Origin of the sequence: Enterobacter sp. Sphag1F (assembly GCF_014193275.1) — a bacterium.
GTDB lineage: Bacteria > Pseudomonadota > Gammaproteobacteria > Enterobacterales > Enterobacteriaceae > Pantoea > Pantoea symbiotica.
Window position 1 is genome coordinate 200943 of sequence record NZ_JACHZD010000007.1, and the last position, 18548, is coordinate 219490.

Here is an 18548-nt window from a genome sequence, read left to right on the forward strand (position 1 = left end):
TATCAGGTCTTCGCTCTGAGCCATTCGGTGACGAGCATCGGCCAGCTCGCCAAAGGCAAATCTGCCACGCCACGGATACCAAATCCGTGGCCGCCTTTTTGGTAGAAGTGAATCTCCACCGGCACTTTGTGCTCACGTAGCGCGCTGAAGAACACCATGCTGTTGTTCACCGAAACCGACTCATCATCGGAGGCGTGAATCAGCAGCGTCGGTGGCGTTAGCGCATGCACGCGCGTTTCCATTGAGTACGCATCAATCATTCTTTGATCCGGCCACGCGCCGAGCAAGCGGGTGCGCGCACCTTCATGCGCCAGACCTTCACGCATACTGATCACCGGATAGAGCAGCACCATCGCATCCGGGCGCGGCGTAAAGCTGTCGGCCTGATCCTGCACCGGATAGAGTTTCTCGCCAAAGCGCGTGCCGAGGCTGGCGGCAACGTGTCCGCCCGCCGAGAAGCCCATCATCACGATATATTTGCCGTTCAACCCGCGCTGCGCACGTTCACGCAGCACGCGCACCGCACGCTGCGCATCAGCCAGCGGCGCGTCTGGACCTTCATGGTGACCGTCATACGGCAGGCGATACGTCATCACTGCCAGCGTGTAGCCCATTGACGTAAAGAAGGTGGCGAGCGCGCTGCCTTCACGGTCGATCAATACCCGCTGATAACCGCCGCCCGGTGCCACCAGCAGCGTGATGCCGTTCGAGGTTTCCGGATGCCAGATGGCAATCTCCGGGCAGCGCACGCCGGTGGCGGCGCGGTCATAAGGTTCGTACTCTTTGGCGAGATCGACGATTTGCGGCTGAGCGCGCGAATCGCTCGCGCCTGGCGCATCACCGTGTGGCCAGATATTGATGATTTCTGTGTGCATAAGTCAGTCCTGAGCGAGTCATGTTGTCGTTATTTTTTTCGCGGCCGGAGTAACAGCGTCCTGCTGTTATTGATTAAAACATGGTCTCTTTTGCCGCTGGCGTCCAGCCGAAAACCGCCGATTTCGCCAGTTTCGGACTATGCCTGGCGGCCAGATTTCGTGCCATAACGCATTGAATTTAAATCGATCTGATTAGCGTGATTGAAGAAGCAATGCGGGTTTTGTTACAGAAGTGGATGAGTCAGGTGATTAGCGGAAATTGTCAGGGAAAAATGCTGCGTTAAGGCAAACTTTACGGGTGGGTTTGTTAGCGGTGTTTATGGATTTGGTCGCCATAAATGGCGACCCTACAAATGTGCAGCTGGATTAACGTGGCATTGCGCTGAGCGGAATAATCGCGCCGCGATGCTGGATCACCGTGCTGGCGGTGAGATGGCCGCGTGCGGCGGCATCCTCAGCGCTGCCACCAGCTAAACGCACCGCCAGATAACCGGCGCTGAAGGAGTCGCCTGCTGCGGTGGTATCGATCACTTTCTCTTTCGCCAGCTTGATGGCGGCGACGTCGCACAACGGCTCATCGCCAACGGCAACCAGACAGGAATCTGCACCGCGTTTGATAGCAATCTCCTGCACGCCAGCGGCGCGTGTGCGGGCAATCACCGCATCCAGCGGCTGCTCGCCCCACAGCAAATCTTCATCGTCGAGCGTCAGGAATGCCATGTCGGTATGGCGCAGCATCTCGGCATACGCCTGCTGGGCGCTGGCTTTATCGGCCCACAAGCGCGGACGATAGTTGTTATCGAAAATCACCTTGCCGCCGTTCTGACGACAGGCGCTGAGCAGCGCCATTAATTTGTCGCGACTGGCCGCCGGCAGAATCGCCAGGCTGATGCCGCTCAAATAGAGATAATCGTAGTGCGCCAGCTGCTGGCAAATCTGTTCCGCTTGCGCGCTATCCAGCCAGAAACGGGCGGCAGCGTCGTTGCGCCAATACCAGAAAGTGCGCTCGCCGTGTTCGTCGGTTTCGATGAAGTACAGGCCTGGCATTTTATTGTCGAGGCGCTGAGTCAGCGCGGTTTCGACTTTTTCCTGTTGCCAGGCGGCGATCATCTGATCACTGAAGCTGTCGGTGCCGAGTGCGGTGACATAATCGACACGCAGCTGCTGGTTATCTGACTGGCGCGCCAGATAAACCGCCGTGTTCAGCGTATCACCGCCAAAACCGCGTTTGATGTTCTCACCTTTCTCGGACAGCTCAATCATGCATTCGCCAATAATGGCGATTTTCTTCTGCGTCATGGTCTTCGGCCTATAGTGAATTCTGCCTTAGTCTCGCGTCTGGTATGGCAGTCGTCAATGGTTTTTAAAACGATGTTTTGATTTAACTTAAGGCAGTAAACCGCCGGCGCTACGGCGATTTAACGGCCAAAGCGCGTTTTGTTTTGCCGATTAAGTGCGAAGCACGCTGTTACACTCAACTATTCATGGGACTAACGAGATTGATAAAGTTATCCCGGCGATCGCCGATACTTGCCGCTGAGATGCTATTTGCAGGCACTCGACACCAACCAGGAAAAAACCATGGTGATGAAGAATTTGAGTCATCGGCTGCCTGTTTCAAATGAACTGGAACAACAACAGGAAACGCGTCTCTTCTGGCAACAGTGCCAACGATTCTATACTTTCCAGCCGATTTATCAGGTTTCCGGCCGCTTGCTGGCCATTGAATTACTGACGGCGGTGACTCATCCCTCCGCGCCAGACAAAAGGCTGTCGCCCGAAGACTATTTTGAAGCACTGACTATCGCGCAGCGGCTCGGTGTCGTCCAGGAACAACTCGAGCTGCTGATAAAATGGTCACCGTTTTTCAATCAGCGTCAGCTGGTGGCGTCGGTGAATATCGACGGTCCAACGTTGATGGAGATTGAGCAGCATGAATCGATTCGCACGCTGATCGCGCAGCTGCCGTGGGTGCGCTTCGAACTGACGGAACATCATGCGCTGCCGCAGGAAGAGATGGTAGCGAAGATGCCTGAACTCGGGCCGCTGTGGCTGGATGATTTTGGCTCCGGCATGGCGAACTTCTCGGCGCTGACTGAACTGCGTTACGACTACATCAAACTCTCGCGCGAGCTGTTTATGCTGCTGCGCGCCAGCGATGAAGGCCGCTCAATGTTCTCGATGCTGCTGGCGTTGATTAACCGTTATTGCAACGGCGTCATCGTCGAAGGTGTGGAAACCGAAGAGGAGTGGCAACAGGTTCGCAGCTCGCCAGCCATGGCAGCGCAGGGCTACTTCTTCTCGCGTCCGGTGCCGTTTAGCGAGCTGGAACGCATGGCACTTGAGCTTCCCTGATCCCGTTCCGCGACGTCTCGACTATCCTTAGTCAGACGTGGAAGGGCAAGGAGGAAGCAATATGTCACGTACTCGAAAGATCCTGAGCTGGGTGTTCGGGATTTTTTTGTTATTGGTTGTAGTGATTGTGGTGCTCATCGCCACCTTTGACTGGAACCGCCTGAAACCTACGATTAATCAAAAAGTTTCAGCCGAGCTGAACCGACCTTTCGCGATTCGCGGCGATCTCGGCGTGGCCTGGGTTCGCAACCGCGAAGAACCAGGCTGGCGCAGCTGGGTGCCGTGGCCGCAGGTGCATGCCGACGATGTGATGCTCGGTAATCCGCCATCCATTCCTGATGTCACCATGGTGCATCTGCAGCGCGTTGAAGCGACGATTGCGCCGCTGGCGCTGCTGCATCAGCAGATCTACCTGCCGTGGATCAAGATGCAAAAGCCGGATGCGCGGCTGGTGCAAACCGCTGACAAAAAGAATAACTGGACCTTTGATCTCGCCAGCAGCCAGAACAGCGATGCTAATGCCGCGCCTTCTGCCTGGTCCTTCCGCCTCGACAACATCATGTTCGATCAGGGACAAGTGCGCTATCGCGACGCCGTCAATAAAGCCGACGTCACGGTAACCATAAATCCGCTGGGCAAACCGGTGCCGTACGCGCAGGTGGCGGGCGGCGACGATCAGCAGAAGGGCGCGGGTGATTTTGTCTTTGGCTGGCAGGCGAACGGCACCTACAACAATCAGAAGCTGGATGGCGACGGTAAAATTGGCGGCATGTTATCGCTGCGCAGTAAAACCACGCCGTTCCCGCTGCAGGTGGATGTGCGCAATGGCACCACACGCGTGCGCATTGATGGCACCTTGCAGGATCCGCTCAATCTTGGCGGGCTGGATGTGCGTTTGCGCTTCGCGGGCGATACGCTGGCGAATCTGTATGGCCTGACCGGCGTGCTGCTGCCTGATACGCCGCCGTACGAAACCGACGGCCATTTGATTGCGCGTTTCAATGAGGAGAAAGGGCCGCTGTTCCGCTACGAGAAGTTTAACGGCCACATCGGCGACAGCGATATTCACGGTTCACTCGTTTATCGTCAGGGCAAACCGCGTCCCACTTTGACCGGTGAACTGACCTCAAACCAATTGCGGATGGAAGATTTGGGGCCGCTAATTGGCGTCAATTCCGGCAAAGGCAGCGAGAAAACGCAACAAGCCAAAGCACAACGCGGCGATGCCTCAACGCAGCCCGCCGATCGTGTTCTGCCGCATGACAAGTTTGATACCAAGAGCTGGGATGTGATGGATGCGGATGTGAAGTTTAGCGGCAAACGCATCGAACACAGCAGCAAGCTGCCGCTCAGCGATCTCTATACCCATCTGCAATTGAAAAACGGCGACCTGCTGCTCGATCCGCTGCGCTTCGGGATGGCCGGCGGCAGCATCAACTCCACCATTCATCTGGAGGGCGATCGCAGCCCGATGCGCGGACGCGCCGATTTGCACGCGCGTAAGCTACGCCTGCATCAGCTGTTCCCGGATGTCACCGCGATGCAAAACAGTTTGGGCCAGCTTAACGGCGATGCCTCGCTGAGTGGCACCGGCAATTCGGTGGCGGACTTACTGGGTACCAGCGATGGCGAACTGAAGCTACTGATGAATGATGGCCTGATCAGCCGCAGCCTGATGGAGATTGCCGGACTAAACGTCGGTAATTATGTGGTCGGCAAACTGTTCGGCGATGACGAAGTGAAGATCAACTGCGCGGCAACCGATCTGAATATTCGTCAGGGTTTAGCGACGCCAAAACTGTTCCTGCTGGATACCGAGAACGCGGTGATCAATGTGACGGGCAACGTTAACTTCGCGAATGAACGCATGGACTTGTCGATCAATCCGGAGAGTAAAGGGATTCGTATCATTACGCTGCGTTCACCGCTGTATGTGCGCGGCACCTTTAAAAATCCGGATGCCGGCGTGAAAGCCGGTCCGCTGATTGCGCGCGGTGCTGCAGCGGTGGCGCTCGGTGCGGTAGTTGCACCGGCCGCCGCGTTAATCGCACTGATTTCGCCTAGCGATACCGACGACAATCAGTGTAATAACGTGCTGCAGCAGATGAAGAATCAGAAGTGATCAGTTACGCCACAGCACTTTGATGATGTGGTAACCAAAGGCGGTTTTCACCGGTCCGTAAGGTTGTAGCAGCGGACAGGAGAAGACCGCCTTATCAAATGCCGGCACCATTTGCCCTTTACGAAACTCACCCAAATCACCGCCGTTGCGCCCGGATGGGCAGGTAGAGTGTTTCTTTGCCAGTTGCTGGAAGTTCGCGCCTTTCTCAAGCTGCGCGAGCAGGGATTTGGCCTGCGCTTCCTCTTTCACGAGGATATGTAAAGCCGCCGCGGTTTTCGCCATGATGAAGTCCTAATGTGTATAATCCGGCCATTATAACCCTGTTTCTTTTGATCCCACTGAGCGAATTCCGTTATGCGTTTAAACCCCGGCCAACAACGAGCTGTCGAATTTGTCACCGGTCCTTGTCTGGTGCTGGCCGGCGCTGGCTCAGGTAAAACCCGCGTGATCACCAACAAAATCGCCCACCTGATCCGTGAATGTGGCTATCAGGCGCGCCATATCGCCGCCGTGACCTTTACCAATAAAGCCTCGCGCGAGATGAAAGAGCGTGTGGCGCAGACGTTGGGGCGTAAAGAGGCGCGCGGCCTGATGATTTCCACCTTCCATACGCTGGGGCTGGAGATCATCAAACGCGAATACAAAGCGCTGGGCATGAAAGCCAGCTTCTCGCTGTTCGACGATCAGGATCAGCTGGCTTTGCTCAAAGACCTGACCAAACAGTGGCTTGAAGAGGACAAAACGCTGTTACAGCAGCTGATTTCCACCATCTCCAACTGGAAGAACGATTTGGTCGATCCGCAGGGCGCAGCCGGTTTGGCGCAATCACAGCGCGACCAGATTTTTGCGCACTGTTATCAGCTGTATGACCAACACCTGAAATCCTGCAACGTGCTGGATTTCGACGACTTAATCGCACTGCCGACGCTGCTGCTGCAGCGCAATCAGGAAGTGCGCGAGCGCTGGCAGCAGCGCATTCGCTATCTGCTGGTGGATGAGTATCAGGACACCAACACCAGCCAATATGAGCTGGTGAAGCTGCTGGTGGGCGCGCGGGCGCGCTTTACCGTGGTGGGCGATGATGATCAGTCGATTTATTCGTGGCGCGGCGCGCGTCCGCAAAACCTGGTGCTGCTGCAACAGGATTTCCCGGCGCTGGAAGTGGTGAAGCTGGAGCAGAATTATCGCTCGACGCAGCGCATCCTGAAATCGGCCAATATCCTTATTGCCAACAATCCGCACGTGTTTGAGAAGCGCCTGTTCTCTGAGCTGGGGCAGGGCAGCGAGCTGAAGGTGCTGAGCGCCAATAACGAAGATCACGAAGCGGAACGCGTGGCAGGCGAACTGATCGCGCATCACTTCATCAATAAAACCGCCTACAAAGATTACGCCATTCTCTATCGCGGCAATCATCAGTCGCGCGTGTTTGAGAAGCAGCTGATGCAGAACCGTATTCCGTATCGTATCTCGGGCGGCACATCGTTCTTCTCGCGTCCGGAAATCAAAGATTTGCTGGCCTACCTGCGCGTGCTAACCAATCAGGAAGATGACAGCGCATTCCTGCGTATCGTGAATACGCCGCGCCGTGAGATTGGCCCGGCAACGCTGCAAAAGCTGGGCGAATGGGCCAACCTGCGCAATAAAAGCCTGTATCACGCCAGCTTCGATATGGGGCTGGAGCAAACGCTGAGCGGGCGCGGGCTGGAGCATTTGCAGCGCTTTACGCACTGGCTGAATGAGATCGTCCAGCTGACCGAACGCGAGCCAGTTAATGCGGTGCGCGACCTGATTCGCGGCATCGATTACGAAAGCTGGCTGTTTGAAACCTCGCCCAGCCCGAAAGCGGCTGAGATGCGCATGAAAAACGTCAATCTGCTGTTCCAGTGGATGACAGAGATGCTGGAAGGCGATGAGCTGAACGAACCGATGACGCTGGCGCAGGTGGTGACGCGCTTTACGCTGCGCGACATGATGGAGCGCGGGGAGAGCGATGAGGAGCTCGATCAGGTGCAGCTGATGACGTTGCACGCCTCAAAAGGGCTGGAGTTCCCGTATGTCTATCTGGTCGGCATGGAAGAGGGTTTATTGCCGCACCAGAGCAGCATCGATGAAAACAACATCGAGGAAGAGCGACGTCTGGCTTACGTGGGAATTACCCGTGCGCAGAAAGAGCTGACCTTTACGCTATGCCGTGAACGCCGTCAGTACGGCGAGCTGATGCGCCCGGAACCGAGTCGCTTCCTGCTGGAGTTGCCGCAGGACGATGTGGTGTGGGAACGCGAGAAAAAAGTGGTGAGCGCAGAAGAGCGCGTGAAGACCGGACAGACGCGCGTCGCCGGGTTAAGGGCGATGCTGGAGAATGCGAAGAAGGGTTGAGAGCGGTCGCCATGAATGGCGACCCTACGTCGATTGTAGGGGCGGCATTCATGCCGCCCGAACATCAGGAAATCGTCAATAACCAATGTACGTAAGACTGATAATGACTCTCCTGCTCCAGCAGCTCAGAACGCAGCGGATGCACTTCGCGCCAACCGGCTGGCAACGTCAAATGCAGCGCATCATCATCCGCCTGTAAACGCACGGCAGGCAAGGTGTCATCGCGGCGACGACTCGAGAAAATAATCGCTAAACGCAGCAAACGACTTAAACGCTCCGCCATGCGCGGCGGCACGGCGTTTTGCTGAGTCAGCAACGCTAAATCAATGCTGCCGCTTTGGTTTTGCAGCAGGCAAGCCAGCATTTTTTTCTGTGCGGGAGTGAAGCCAGGAAGATCGAGATGGCGAATCAGGTATGCGGCGTGTTGCGGTGCCTGACGGAAATCGACGCTCAAGCCAATTTCGTGGATGGAACAGGCGCTGAGCAGCAGATCGCGACATCGGTTATCCAGCTTCCAGCTGCTGCTCACCTGACGGAAGAAACTCTCCGCCAACTGACGTACGCGACCAGCCTGATCAATATCAATGGCAAAACGACGTTGCACGTTCTGCAATGTGCGGCTGCGGATATCGCGATCAACCGGCAGATGCAGCATGCCATACACTAAGCCTTCGCGCAGTGCGCCACCGGCTAGCGTCATACCTTCAATGCTCAGTTCCTGGAAGATAGCGATGAGGATCGATAAACCGCTCGGGAACACTAAGGCGCGCTCCAGCGTCAATCCTTCAATTTCCAGCTCTTCCAGCTTGCCGCACTGAATCGCGCGTTGTTTCAGCTGTTGCAGTTTGCTCAGGGTGATGCGCTCATCCATGCCCTGTGCCATCATAATTTCCTGCAAAGCTTGTACGGTACCTGACGCGCCGACACAGATTTGCCAGCCTTTCTCACGCAGCGCAGCGACCACCGGACGGATCATCTCGCGTGCGGCCAGTTCGGCTTGCTCAAAATTCTCTTTTGCCAGATGACGATCGCTGAAATAGCGTTCAAGCCAGGTTACGCAGCCCATCGACAAGCTGAACAGCGTGGTGGCATGCGAGCCTTCGCCGGTCACCAGTTCGGTGCTGCCGCCGCCGATATCGACCACTAAACGCTGATCGGAACCGCCGGTGGTATGCGCTACACCCTGATAAATCAGGCGCGCTTCTTCTTCGCCGCTGATGACATTTACCGCGCAGCCAAGAATCTGTTCAGCCGTTGTGAGGAAATCCTGCGCATTTTCAGCAAGGCGCAGCGTGGCGGTTGCCACCACGCGGATTTGTTCCGGAGGAATATCCTGCAACTGTTCGGAGAACAACTTCAGGCACTGCCAGCCGCGTTGCATCGCCTCGGCAGAGAGATGATTCGCTTTGTCGAGGCCAGCCGCCAGACGCACTTTGCGCTTTATCCGCGCGACGGTCTGAATACTGCCAGACACCTCGCGCACCACCAACATATGAAAGCTGTTAGAACCTAAATCAATCGCTGCATAAAGTGACGATGCGCTTAGCATGGTGTGCTTAACCCGAACGTTTACGGTTGCTATTGCGCGGCGCGCCGCTCCGACGGTTATTGTTGTTACCGCCACGGCGAGGACCGTTTCCTGAACGACTGCGTTGCAGACGCTTCGGCGGTGGCAGTTCATTCAGCAAGGCATCGCTGTTGTACTTGCTCACCGGAATACCGTGACCGATGTACTCTTCGATTGCCGGCAGGTTCAGCGCGTACTCTTCGCACGCCAGGCTGATGGAGTGACCGCTGGCGCCCGCGCGGCCAGTACGGCCGATACGGTGAACGTAGTCTTCGCGATCGTCAGGCAGATCGTAGTTGAACACGTGCGTTACCGCAGGAATGTGCAGACCACGTGCCGCGACATCGGTGGCAACCAGGATATCCACATCGCCTTTGGTGAAGTCGTCGAGAATACGCAGACGTTTTTTCTGCGCCACATCACCGGTCAGCAGACCTACGCGATGACCATCGGCAGCCAGATGGCCCCAAATGTCTTCACAGCGGTGCTTAGTGTTAGCGAAGATGATGGCGCGATCTGGCCACTCTTCTTCTACTAGCGTCTGCAGTAAACGCATTTTCTCTTCATTCGAAGGATAGAAAAGCTCTTCTTTGATGCGGTGGCCGGTTTTCTGCTCAGGCTCAACTTCCACGTATTCGGCGTTGTTCATGTGCTCAAACGCCAGTTCACGCACGCGGTAAGACAAGGTAGCAGAGAACAGCATACTCAGGCGTTGGGTGGCCGGCGGCATGCGGCGGAACAGCCAACGAATGTCTTTAATAAAGCCGAGATCGAACATGCGATCGGCTTCATCCAGCACAACAACCTGAATCGCGCCCAGGTTGACATGGTTCTGCTTGGCGTAGTCGATCAGACGTCCGGTGGTGCCCACCAGAATATCGACACCATCAGCCAGCACTTTCAGCTGTTTATCGTAGCCGTCGCCACCATAAGCCAGGCCCAGCTTTAAGCCAGTGACCTTCGCTAATGGTTCAGCATCGGCATGAATTTGTACGGCGAGCTCACGCGTCGGGGCCATGATCAGCGCACGTGGCTGATTAGTCTGGCGACCTTCTGCGGCAGGATGAGAAAGAAGATAATGAAACGTTGACGTAAGGAACGCCATCGTTTTGCCGGTACCGGTTTGCGCCTGACCCGCAACATCACGCCCTGTAAGCGTAAGAGGCAACGCGAGCGCCTGAATAGGCGTGCAGTGGCTAAAGCCTTTAGTATCAAGGGCTTCTACCACCTGAGGGTGCAGGGCGAAGTCGGAAAACTTCTGTTCAGTTAAGTGTGTTTTGCTCATAGTGTGGTAGAATATCAGCTTACTAGCGCTTTACGAAAGCGTATCCGATGAAATAAAGTCAACCTACGTTGGTATCATTTCCGCCAATTCGCCAGGCGCAATCTTTTGGAGTTAAACATGAGCAGCGATAAGATCGTTCACTTGACCGATGACAGTTTCGACACAGACGTACTGAAAGCAGACGGTGTCACTCTGGTAGATTTCTGGGCTGAATGGTGTGGTCCTTGCAAAATGATCGCCCCAATTCTCGACGAAGTCGCAGAAGAGTACGAAGGTAAACTTACCATCGCTAAGTTGAACATTGATGACAACCCGGGTACGGCGCCGAAATACGGCATCCGCGGTATCCCAACTCTGCTGCTGTTCAAGAACGGCGAAGTGGCGGCAACTAAGGTTGGCGCACTGTCTAAAGGACAGTTGAAAGAGTTCCTGAACGCCAACCTGGCCTAAGCCCAGCGTGGTGTTTGTTCGGCAGTGGTGAATTTTGTCGCCACTGCTGGACGTCTCACTTTAAGCGTGTTAAGTTGAGTTCACTGCATTACGCTCTTACCTTGTAGTTTGCATCTAAGTTTTCCCTTGTCAGACCCTACTCGCAATGAACGTTATCGTGGTTTGGCAATCTGATGACTAGCACATTCGGCATCATCTTTCGACCGTCTCCTCGTTTCCTATCGCCACATCTGACGATAATCGTCGAGCTGAGTTGAAAAAGAGCCATTAACAGGCATGGAATTTTTGCCATACCACTCACGACAATCATTTCGAGAATTACCCCGAGTTTAAGAACCCATCACTATGAATCTTACCGAATTAAAGAATACGCCGGTTTCTGAGCTGATTACCCTCGGCGAAAATATGGGGCTGGAAAACCAGGCGCGTATGCGCAAGCAGGATATTATTTTCTCTATCCTGAAACAGCACGCAAAAAGCGGCGAAGACATCTTTGGTGATGGTGTGCTGGAGATATTGCAGGACGGATTTGGTTTCCTCCGTTCTGGAGATAGCTCCTACCTCGCCGGTCCCGATGATATCTACGTCTCTCCTAGCCAAATCCGCCGTTTCAACCTCCGCACTGGTGACACCATTTCTGGCAAGATTCGCCCGCCAAAAGAAGGTGAACGCTACTTTGCGCTGTTGAAAGTTAACGAAGTTAACTACGACAAGCCGGAAAACGCGCGTAACAAGATTCTGTTCGAAAACCTTACGCCGCTGCACGCCAGCAAGCGTATGCGTATGGAACGCGGTAATGGCTCGACTGAAGACCTGACCGCACGCGTGCTGGATCTGGCTTCTCCGATTGGTCGTGGTCAACGTGGTCTGATTGTGGCGCCGCCGAAAGCGGGTAAAACCATGCTGCTGCAGAACATCGCGCAGAGCATCGCTTACAACTATCCAGATTGCCTGCTGATGGTGCTGCTGATCGACGAACGTCCGGAAGAAGTGACCGAGATGCAGCGTCTGGTTAAAGGTGAAGTTATCGCTTCGACCTTTGATGAGCCAGCGTCACGTCACGTGCAGGTTGCTGAGATGGTGATCGAGAAGGCTAAGCGCCTGGTTGAGCACAAGAAAGACGTGATCATCCTGCTTGACTCCATCACGCGTCTGGCGCGTGCTTACAACACCGTGGTTCCAGCATCAGGTAAAGTCCTGACCGGTGGTGTGGATGCCAACGCCCTGCATCGTCCGAAGCGTTTCTTCGGTGCGGCACGTAACGTGGAAGAGGGCGGCAGCCTGACCATCATCGCGACCGCGCTGGTTGATACTGGTTCGAAGATGGACGAAGTGATTTACGAAGAGTTTAAAGGTACAGGTAACATGGAATTGCACCTCTCGCGTAAAATCGCCGAGAAGCGTGTATTCCCAGCGATTGATTACAATCGTTCCGGTACCCGTAAAGAAGAGCTGCTCACCACTCAGGAAGAGCTGCAGAAGATGTGGATCCTGCGCAAAATCATCCATCCAATGGGTGAAATCGACGCGATGGAGTTCCTCATCAACAAACTGGCCATGACCAAAACCAACGACGAATTCTTCGATATGATGAAGCGTTCCTAAGTTGCGATCGGCGAGTCGCTAAGCCAAGCGGTGATTCGCACAATTTGCCAGGAAATATTGCTAACGCCACGTCTTAACGTGGCGTTTTTTATTTATGGGCATTAGGATTAGCGCAGTCAGGAAGCTTTTAAAATGACTGTGGCAGAGATGCGGGTGTTTTTTCAACAATCAGGCTTTTCTGCAGCAGAATTCGGAATAGGGATATATGGCAATGGCAGGTGTTTTGCATATTGTTGTCCACGATTTTAGCTGAGAGCATTAACGTGAATTTACTCACTATGAGTACTGAGCTTGGTTTAGTTTTTCTTTTTACTTTAGTGTTCCTGTTTTTTGCTCGCAAAGCAGCTAAAAAAATTGGGCTCGTGGACACACCAAACTCCAGAAAAAGGCACCATGGCGCCATTCCGTTAGTTGGCGGCATTTCCGTGTACGCGGGGATCTGCTTCGCATTTGCCATCTCAAATTATTATTTGCCGCACGCGATGCTTTATCTGAGCTGCGCGGGCGTATTGGTGTTGGTTGGCGCACTGGACGATCGCTTCGATATCAGCGTTAAAATCCGCGCGCTGGTGCAGGCGGCGGTCGCCATTGTGATGATGGTCGGTGCCAAACTCTATTTGCTCAGTCTGGGCTTTATTATTGGGCCGGTTGAGTTGATCGTCGGTCCCTTTGGCTACGTCTTGACGCTGTTCGCCGTATGGGCCGCCATCAACGCGTTCAACATGGTGGATGGGATTGATGGTCTGCTTGGCGGCCTCTCAAGCGTCACATTCGCTGCGATCGGCATCATTCTCTATTTCGACGGCCAGACCAGCCTCGCCATGTGGTGCTTTGCGATGATCGCCGCCACCATTCCTTATATCCTGCTCAATCTCGGTTTGATTGGCCGTCGCTACAAAGTGTTTATGGGCGACGCCGGCAGCACCATGATCGGTTTCACCATCATCTGGATTTTGCTGGAAACCACCCAAGGCCTCAGCCATCCAATTACGCCCGTCACCGCGCTGTGGCTGATCGCCATTCCGCTGATGGATATGGTGGCGATTATGTATCGCCGCTTGCGTAAAGGCATGAGCCCGTTTTCCGCTGACCGCCAGCACATTCACCATTTGATCATGCGCGCCGGATTCACTTCCCGTCAGGCGTTCCTGCTGATTACCGTCGCCGCCGCGATTCTTGCGGGTATTGGTGTGCTCGGCGAGTATCTGGCTTTCATCCCGGAATGGGTGATGCTGGTGCTGTTCATGATGGCGTTTCTCCTTTACGGCTATTGCCTGAAACACGCATGGCGCGTGGCGCGCAAAATCCGTCGCATTAAACGTCGCTGGCAAAGCAGCGAAGATAAAAAATAAATCACCCAGAAAAGTACCCTGATAAGGATTTTGTTATGACCTCTGTCGTTGTGGAGAACGAACTGGATATGCGTGGCCTTGGCTGCACGCTCTGGCGTGGTAAACGCTGGATCATCGGTCTGGCGCTGCTGTTTGCGCTGGTCGCCTGGCTGGCATCGATGTTAATGAAGCAAGCGTGGAGCACCACGGCGGTGACCGATCGTCCAACGGTGAATATGTTGGGTGATTTCTTCGTGCAGCAACAATTCCTCAATAATCTGGATGTGCGCACCAATACGCTCAATCTCAGCTCGCCAGCCCCAACCGTGATGGATGAGGTTTATCAGGAGTTCACCATGCAGTTGGCATCCTGGGATACGCGTCGTGATTTCTGGCAGCAGACTGAATACTTCAAAAGTCGTAAAAGCGGCAACGCGCACAACGATGCGGCGCTGCTTGATGATTTGATCACCAACATCCAGTTCACGGCTGCCGACCCGGCGCGCAATATCTTAGATAACATCAAACTGGTTGCCGAAACCGCCAGCGATGCCAACAATCTGCTGCGTCAATATATTGCCTACGCCAGCGAACGTGCGGCGCGTCATCTTAATGCGGAGCTGAAAGGCGCCTGGCAGGCGCGCAGCGTGCAGCTGGCGTCGCAGGTTAACCGCCAGCAGGAAGTGGCGCAGTCGGTATTTGAACGTCAACGCCAGCGCATCGAGCAGGCGCTGAAAGTGGCGAGCGAGCAGGGCATCAAAGAGAACCGCGCACCGGCAACCGGCGAGGCGCTGCCAGACAGCGATCGTTTCTTGCTCGGGCAGCAAATGCTGCAGGCGCAACTCGACACTTTACAAGCCAGCGGACCTGCTTACGATTTAAGCTATGATCAAAATAAAGCGATGCTGAGTACGCTGCAGGCCGGGCCGCGTCTGGATCAACAATTCCAGACTTACCGCTACTTGCGCACCCCGGAAGAGCCGGTGTCGCGCGATAGTCCGCGCCGCCTGTTTATGATGATCATGTGGGGCGTGATTGGCGCGCTGGTCGGTGCGGGAGTGGCGCTGGTGCGTCGTCCGCGTTCAACGTTAGCAACGAGCCATTAAGAGAAGCCACGTGAAAGTTCTGACGGTATTTGGCACGCGTCCTGAAGCGATCAAAATGGCTCCGCTGGTGCAGGCGTTGGCGCAGGATGCTGCGTTCGAGTCGCGCTTATGCGTTACCGCACAACATCGTGAAATGCTCGATCAGGTGCTGCGTTTGTTCCAGCTGCAGCCTGATTATGATCTGAATATCATGCGCCCGGAACAAGGGCTGACGGAGATCACCAGCCGCATTCTGCAGGGCATGAAAACTGTACTGGCCGATTTTCAGCCGGATGTGGTGTTAGTGCACGGCGATACCACCACCACGTTTGCGGCGAGCCTGGCGGCGTTTTATCACCAGATTCCGGTGGGCCATGTGGAAGCAGGATTGCGTACCGGCAACCTGATGTCGCCGTGGCCCGAAGAGGCCAATCGCACGCTCACCGGCCATCTTGCCAGCTATCACTTCACGCCGACGCAAAACTCGCGGCAAAACCTGCTGCGAGAGAATCTGCCGGACGCGCGCATTTTCGTTACTGGCAACACGGTGATTGATGCGCTGCTGTGGGTGCGTGACCGCGTGCTGGACGACGCCGATCTCAATGCGCGACTCGCCGCGCGCTATCCGTTCCTCGATGCCGACAAAAAGCTGATTCTGGTCACGGGCCATCGCCGCGAAAGCTTTGGCGACGGCTTCGAACGCATTTGCAGTGCGCTGGCGCACATCGCGCGCCAGCATCCGCAGGTGCAAATTGTCTATCCTGTGCACCTCAACCCTAACGTCAGCGAGCCGGTCAATCGCATTCTCAGCGGCATCGAAAACATCATCCTGATTGAGCCGCAAGAGTATCTGCCGTTTGTCTGGCTGATGAATCGTTCATGGCTGATTCTTACTGATTCCGGCGGCATTCAGGAAGAAGCGCCATCGCTGGGCAAACCGGTGCTGGTGATGCGCGATACCACCGAGCGTCCGGAAGCAGTGGACGCAGGCACGGTGAAACTGGTCGGCACCGATATCAGTAAAATTGTCGCTGAAGTCAGCCTGCTGTTGCAGGACGATGAAGCCTGGCAGGCAATGAGCCGCGCGCACAATCCGTATGGCGATGGTCATGCCTGCGCGCGCATCTTGCAGGCCCTAAAACAACACAGAGTCTAACCATGCGTTTTGAAACCATTTCCGTTATCGGACTGGGCTACATTGGGCTGCCAACGGCGGCCGTTTTTGCCTCAAAGGGAAAGAAAGTCGTTGGTGTGGATATTAATGTCCGCGCCGTTGAAACCATTAATCGCGGCGATATCCATATCGTGGAACCCGAGCTGGGTGATGTGGTGCGCGAAGCGGTGCGAGCCGGTCATCTGCGTGCCACCACGCAGGCCGAAGCCGCCGATGCGTTCCTGATTGCCGTGCCCACACCGTTTATCGGCGACCATCAGCCGGATCTCAGCTATGTGCAGGCTGCGGCGCTGTCGATTGCGCCAGTACTAAAAGCGGGCGATCTGGTGATCCTCGAGTCGACGTCGCCAGTAGGTGCCACCGAGCAAATGGCGGAATGGCTGGCGGCGGCGCGTCCCGATCTGCGTTTCCCGCAGCACGGTGATGCGTGCGATGTGTTTATCGCTTACTGTCCGGAGCGCGTGTTGCCCGGCAAAGTGATGGTCGAACTGCTGGAAAACGATCGCGTGATTGGCGGCATGACGCCAGCCTGCTCCGCACGCGCCAGCGAGTTGTATCGCATTTTCCTGCGCGGCGAGTGTGTGGAAACCAATGCGCGCACCGCCGAGATGTGCAAACTCACCGAAAACAGCTTCCGCGATGTGAACATCGCCTTTGCCAATGAGCTGTCGCTGATTTGCGCCGAGCAGGGCATCAACGTGTGGGAGCTAATCGCGCTGGCGAATCGCCATCCGCGCGTCAACATTCTGCAACCTGGACCGGGCGTTGGCGGGCACTGTATCGCCGTCGATCCATGGTTTATCGTGGCGCAAAATCCCGAGCAGGCGCGCCTGATTCGCACCGCGCGTGAAGTGAATGACGCCAAACCAGGCTGGGTACTGGAGCAGGTAAAACAGGCGTTAGCAGAGTGCCTTACTGTCAGCGGTAAACGCGCCAGCGATGTCACCATTGCCTGCTTTGGTCTGGCCTTCAAACCGAATATTGATGATCTGCGCGAAAGCCCGGCGATGAGCGTCGCGCATCGGATTGCCGAATGGCACAGCGGCGCAACCTGGGTGGTTGAACCGCATGTAAAAGATATTCCGCAACGTCTGGCGCACGAAGCCACGTTAGTTGCTACTGACGTGGCGTTGCAGCAGGCGGATATTCTGGTGATGCTGGTTGATCACGCCCAGTTCCGCGCGATTGATGCGGCACAGATTGCCCAGCCGTGGATTGTTGATACCAAAGGCGTTTGGCGATGAAACAGTTTCTGGTTACCGGCGGAGCAGGTTTTATCGGTTCGGCGCTGGTACGCTTTCTGATTGAAAACACCGATCACCGCGTGGTGGTGGTCGATAAATTGAGCTATGCCGGCAATCTGGCGTCGCTGGCGCCGGTGCAACAGGATGCGCGTTTCGCTTTCGAGCAGGTGGATATTTGCCATCGTACTGAGCTGGACCGCGTCATGGCGCAGTATCAGCCGGATTGCATTATGCACCTGGCGGCGGAAAGCCATGTTGACCGTTCGATCGATGGGCCTATCGCTTTCATCGAAACCAATATTGTCGGCACCTATCAGCTGCTGGAAGCAGCGCGTCATTACTGGAATGGCATGGCAGATGAGCGCAAAAAAGGCTTCATTCTGCACCATATCTCCACCGATGAAGTGTTTGGTGACCTGCATGGTAGCGACGACTTCTTTACTGAAACCACGCCATACGCGCCGAGCAGCCCCTATTCGGCGACCAAAGCCAGCAGCGATCACTTGGTGCGCGCCTGGCTGCGTACCTACGGTTTGCCGGTCATCATCACTAACTGTTCCAACAATTACGGTCCTTATCATTTCCCGGAGAAGCTGATCCCGCTCACCATCATCAATGCGCTGGCGGGCAAACCGCTGCCGGTTTACGGCAATGGCAGCCAGATACGTGACTGGCTGTACGTAGAGGATCACGCGCGGGCGCTGTACAGCGTGGTGAGCAGCGGCAAAGTGGGGGAAACCTACAATATTGGTGGCCACAATGAACGACGTAATCTTGAGGTAGTGGAAACGCTGTGCGATCTGCTGGATGAACTGGCACCGCAGCAGCGTGCGCCGCATCTGGCTCGCTATCGCGACCTGATTACCTTTGTTACCGATCGTCCCGGCCACGATCAGCGCTACGCCATTGATGCCAGTAAAATCGCGCGCGAGCTGGGTTGGACGCCGCAGGAAACCTTTGAGAGCGGTATCCGCAAAACGGTGCAGTGGTATCTGGCCAATCCGCAATGGTGGCAGTCGATTCTTAACGGCAGCTATCGTGGCGAGCGTTTAGGCTTAGCCACGCCGCGCTGAAACCCA

The 18548-nt window shown here is 55.4% G+C and carries 15 protein-coding genes; 10 read left to right on the plus strand and 5 right to left on the minus strand.

Annotated features, from left to right (window positions below; all coding sequences use genetic code 11):
• Positions 1-2: 2 nt before the first annotated feature.
• Both FHW71_RS20550 and FHW71_RS20555 read right to left on the minus strand, forming a co-directional pair.
• Positions 3-875 carry an alpha/beta hydrolase gene (locus tag FHW71_RS20550; protein ID WP_179452840.1) on the minus strand — a complete coding sequence of 291 codons (873 nt, stop codon included), beginning with the start codon at positions 873-875 and terminating at the stop codon, positions 3-5.
• Between the two features lie 366 nt (positions 876-1241).
• Positions 1242-2174, minus strand: a complete 933-nt coding sequence (locus FHW71_RS20555) for a sugar kinase (protein ID WP_179452839.1) — start codon at positions 2172-2174, stop codon at positions 1242-1244.
• Positions 2175-2456: 282 nt separating this feature from the next.
• Between FHW71_RS20555 and pdeH the strand changes: the two genes are divergently transcribed.
• Both pdeH and FHW71_RS20565 read left to right on the plus strand, forming a co-directional pair.
• Positions 2457-3230 carry a cyclic-guanylate-specific phosphodiesterase gene (gene pdeH, locus FHW71_RS20560; protein WP_179452838.1) on the plus strand — a complete coding sequence of 258 codons (774 nt, stop codon included), beginning with the start codon at positions 2457-2459 and terminating at the stop codon, positions 3228-3230.
• Positions 3231-3291: 61 nt separating this feature from the next.
• Positions 3292-5352, plus strand: a complete 2061-nt coding sequence (locus FHW71_RS20565) for an AsmA family protein (RefSeq protein WP_179452837.1) — start codon at positions 3292-3294, stop codon at positions 5350-5352.
• On the opposite strand, the gene ppiC is transcribed toward FHW71_RS20565, so the two are convergent.
• Entirely contained in the window at positions 5353-5634 is a 282-nt protein-coding gene (gene ppiC / locus FHW71_RS20570) for a peptidylprolyl isomerase PpiC (RefSeq protein ID WP_008105734.1), read from the minus strand.
• Between the two features lie 72 nt (positions 5635-5706).
• On the opposite strand from ppiC, the gene rep reads away from it, so the two are divergent.
• Positions 5707-7728 (plus strand): DNA helicase Rep, encoded by a 2022-nt coding sequence (rep, locus tag FHW71_RS20575; RefSeq protein WP_061719352.1) that lies wholly within the window; start codon positions 5707-5709, stop codon positions 7726-7728.
• Between the two features lie 64 nt (positions 7729-7792).
• On the opposite strand, the gene ppx is transcribed toward rep, so the two are convergent.
• Together ppx and rhlB are read right to left on the minus strand one after the other, a co-directional pair.
• A complete protein-coding gene (gene ppx / locus FHW71_RS20580) occupies positions 7793-9277 on the minus strand; it encodes an exopolyphosphatase (RefSeq protein ID WP_179452836.1) in 1485 nt (494 codons plus the stop codon).
• Positions 9278-9284: 7 nt separating this feature from the next.
• Entirely contained in the window at positions 9285-10580 is a 1296-nt protein-coding gene (gene rhlB / locus FHW71_RS20585) for an ATP-dependent RNA helicase RhlB (protein ID WP_061719354.1), read from the minus strand.
• A gap of 117 nt (positions 10581-10697) precedes the next feature.
• Between rhlB and trxA the strand changes: the two genes are divergently transcribed.
• From trxA to rffG, 7 genes are all read left to right on the plus strand, one after another.
• Positions 10698-11030 carry a thioredoxin TrxA gene (gene trxA, locus FHW71_RS20590; RefSeq protein ID WP_008105741.1) on the plus strand — a complete coding sequence of 111 codons (333 nt, stop codon included), beginning with the start codon at positions 10698-10700 and terminating at the stop codon, positions 11028-11030.
• Positions 11031-11375: 345 nt separating this feature from the next.
• The gene (gene rho, locus FHW71_RS20595; protein ID WP_008105744.1) at positions 11376-12635 is read left to right on the plus strand and encodes a transcription termination factor Rho; all 1260 of its coding nucleotides are present in this window, start codon (positions 11376-11378) and stop codon (positions 12633-12635) included.
• Between the two features lie 278 nt (positions 12636-12913).
• Positions 12914-13987, plus strand: a complete 1074-nt coding sequence (wecA, locus tag FHW71_RS20600; RefSeq protein ID WP_008105746.1) for a UDP-N-acetylglucosamine--undecaprenyl-phosphate N-acetylglucosaminephosphotransferase — start codon at positions 12914-12916, stop codon at positions 13985-13987.
• Between the two features lie 35 nt (positions 13988-14022).
• Complete coding sequence (gene wzzE / locus FHW71_RS20605) at positions 14023-15072, plus strand: ECA polysaccharide chain length modulation protein (RefSeq protein WP_179452835.1); 1050 nt, start codon at positions 14023-14025, stop codon at positions 15070-15072.
• Between the two features lie 10 nt (positions 15073-15082).
• Positions 15083-16207: a UDP-N-acetylglucosamine 2-epimerase (non-hydrolyzing) gene (gene wecB, locus FHW71_RS20610; RefSeq protein ID WP_179452834.1), complete on the plus strand. Its 1125-nt coding sequence runs from the start codon at positions 15083-15085 to the stop codon at positions 16205-16207.
• Between the two features lie 2 nt (positions 16208-16209).
• Positions 16210-17469, plus strand: a complete 1260-nt coding sequence (gene wecC / locus FHW71_RS20615; protein ID WP_179452833.1) for a UDP-N-acetyl-D-mannosamine dehydrogenase — start codon at positions 16210-16212, stop codon at positions 17467-17469.
• On the plus strand, positions 17466-18542 hold the full coding sequence (rffG, locus tag FHW71_RS20620; RefSeq protein ID WP_061719358.1) for a dTDP-glucose 4,6-dehydratase: 1077 nt from the start codon (positions 17466-17468) through the stop codon (positions 18540-18542). The genes wecC and rffG overlap by 4 nt, the downstream gene beginning before the upstream one ends.
• The last annotated feature ends 6 nt before the right edge of the window (positions 18543-18548 follow it).

Coding starts and splice junctions, on each gene's coding strand:
- FHW71_RS20550 (WP_179452840.1), bottom strand. CDS start 875: ATGCACACAGAAATCATCAATATCTGGCCACACGGTGATGCGCCAGGC.
- FHW71_RS20555 (WP_179452839.1), bottom strand. CDS start 2,174: ATGACGCAGAAGAAAATCGCCATTATTGGCGAATGCATGATTGAGCTG.
- pdeH (WP_179452838.1), top strand. CDS start 2,457: ATGGTGATGAAGAATTTGAGTCATCGGCTGCCTGTTTCAAATGAACTG.
- FHW71_RS20565 (WP_179452837.1), top strand. CDS start 3,292: ATGTCACGTACTCGAAAGATCCTGAGCTGGGTGTTCGGGATTTTTTTG.
- ppiC (WP_008105734.1), bottom strand. CDS start 5,634: ATGGCGAAAACCGCGGCGGCTTTACATATCCTCGTGAAAGAGGAAGCG.
- rep (WP_061719352.1), top strand. CDS start 5,707: ATGCGTTTAAACCCCGGCCAACAACGAGCTGTCGAATTTGTCACCGGT.
- ppx (WP_179452836.1), bottom strand. CDS start 9,277: ATGCTAAGCGCATCGTCACTTTATGCAGCGATTGATTTAGGTTCTAAC.
- rhlB (WP_061719354.1), bottom strand. CDS start 10,580: ATGAGCAAAACACACTTAACTGAACAGAAGTTTTCCGACTTCGCCCTG.
- trxA (WP_008105741.1), top strand. CDS start 10,698: ATGAGCAGCGATAAGATCGTTCACTTGACCGATGACAGTTTCGACACA.
- rho (WP_008105744.1), top strand. CDS start 11,376: ATGAATCTTACCGAATTAAAGAATACGCCGGTTTCTGAGCTGATTACC.
- wecA (WP_008105746.1), top strand. CDS start 12,914: ATGAGTACTGAGCTTGGTTTAGTTTTTCTTTTTACTTTAGTGTTCCTG.
- wzzE (WP_179452835.1), top strand. CDS start 14,023: ATGACCTCTGTCGTTGTGGAGAACGAACTGGATATGCGTGGCCTTGGC.
- wecC (WP_179452833.1), top strand. CDS start 16,210: ATGCGTTTTGAAACCATTTCCGTTATCGGACTGGGCTACATTGGGCTG.
- rffG (WP_061719358.1), top strand. CDS start 17,466: ATGAAACAGTTTCTGGTTACCGGCGGAGCAGGTTTTATCGGTTCGGCG.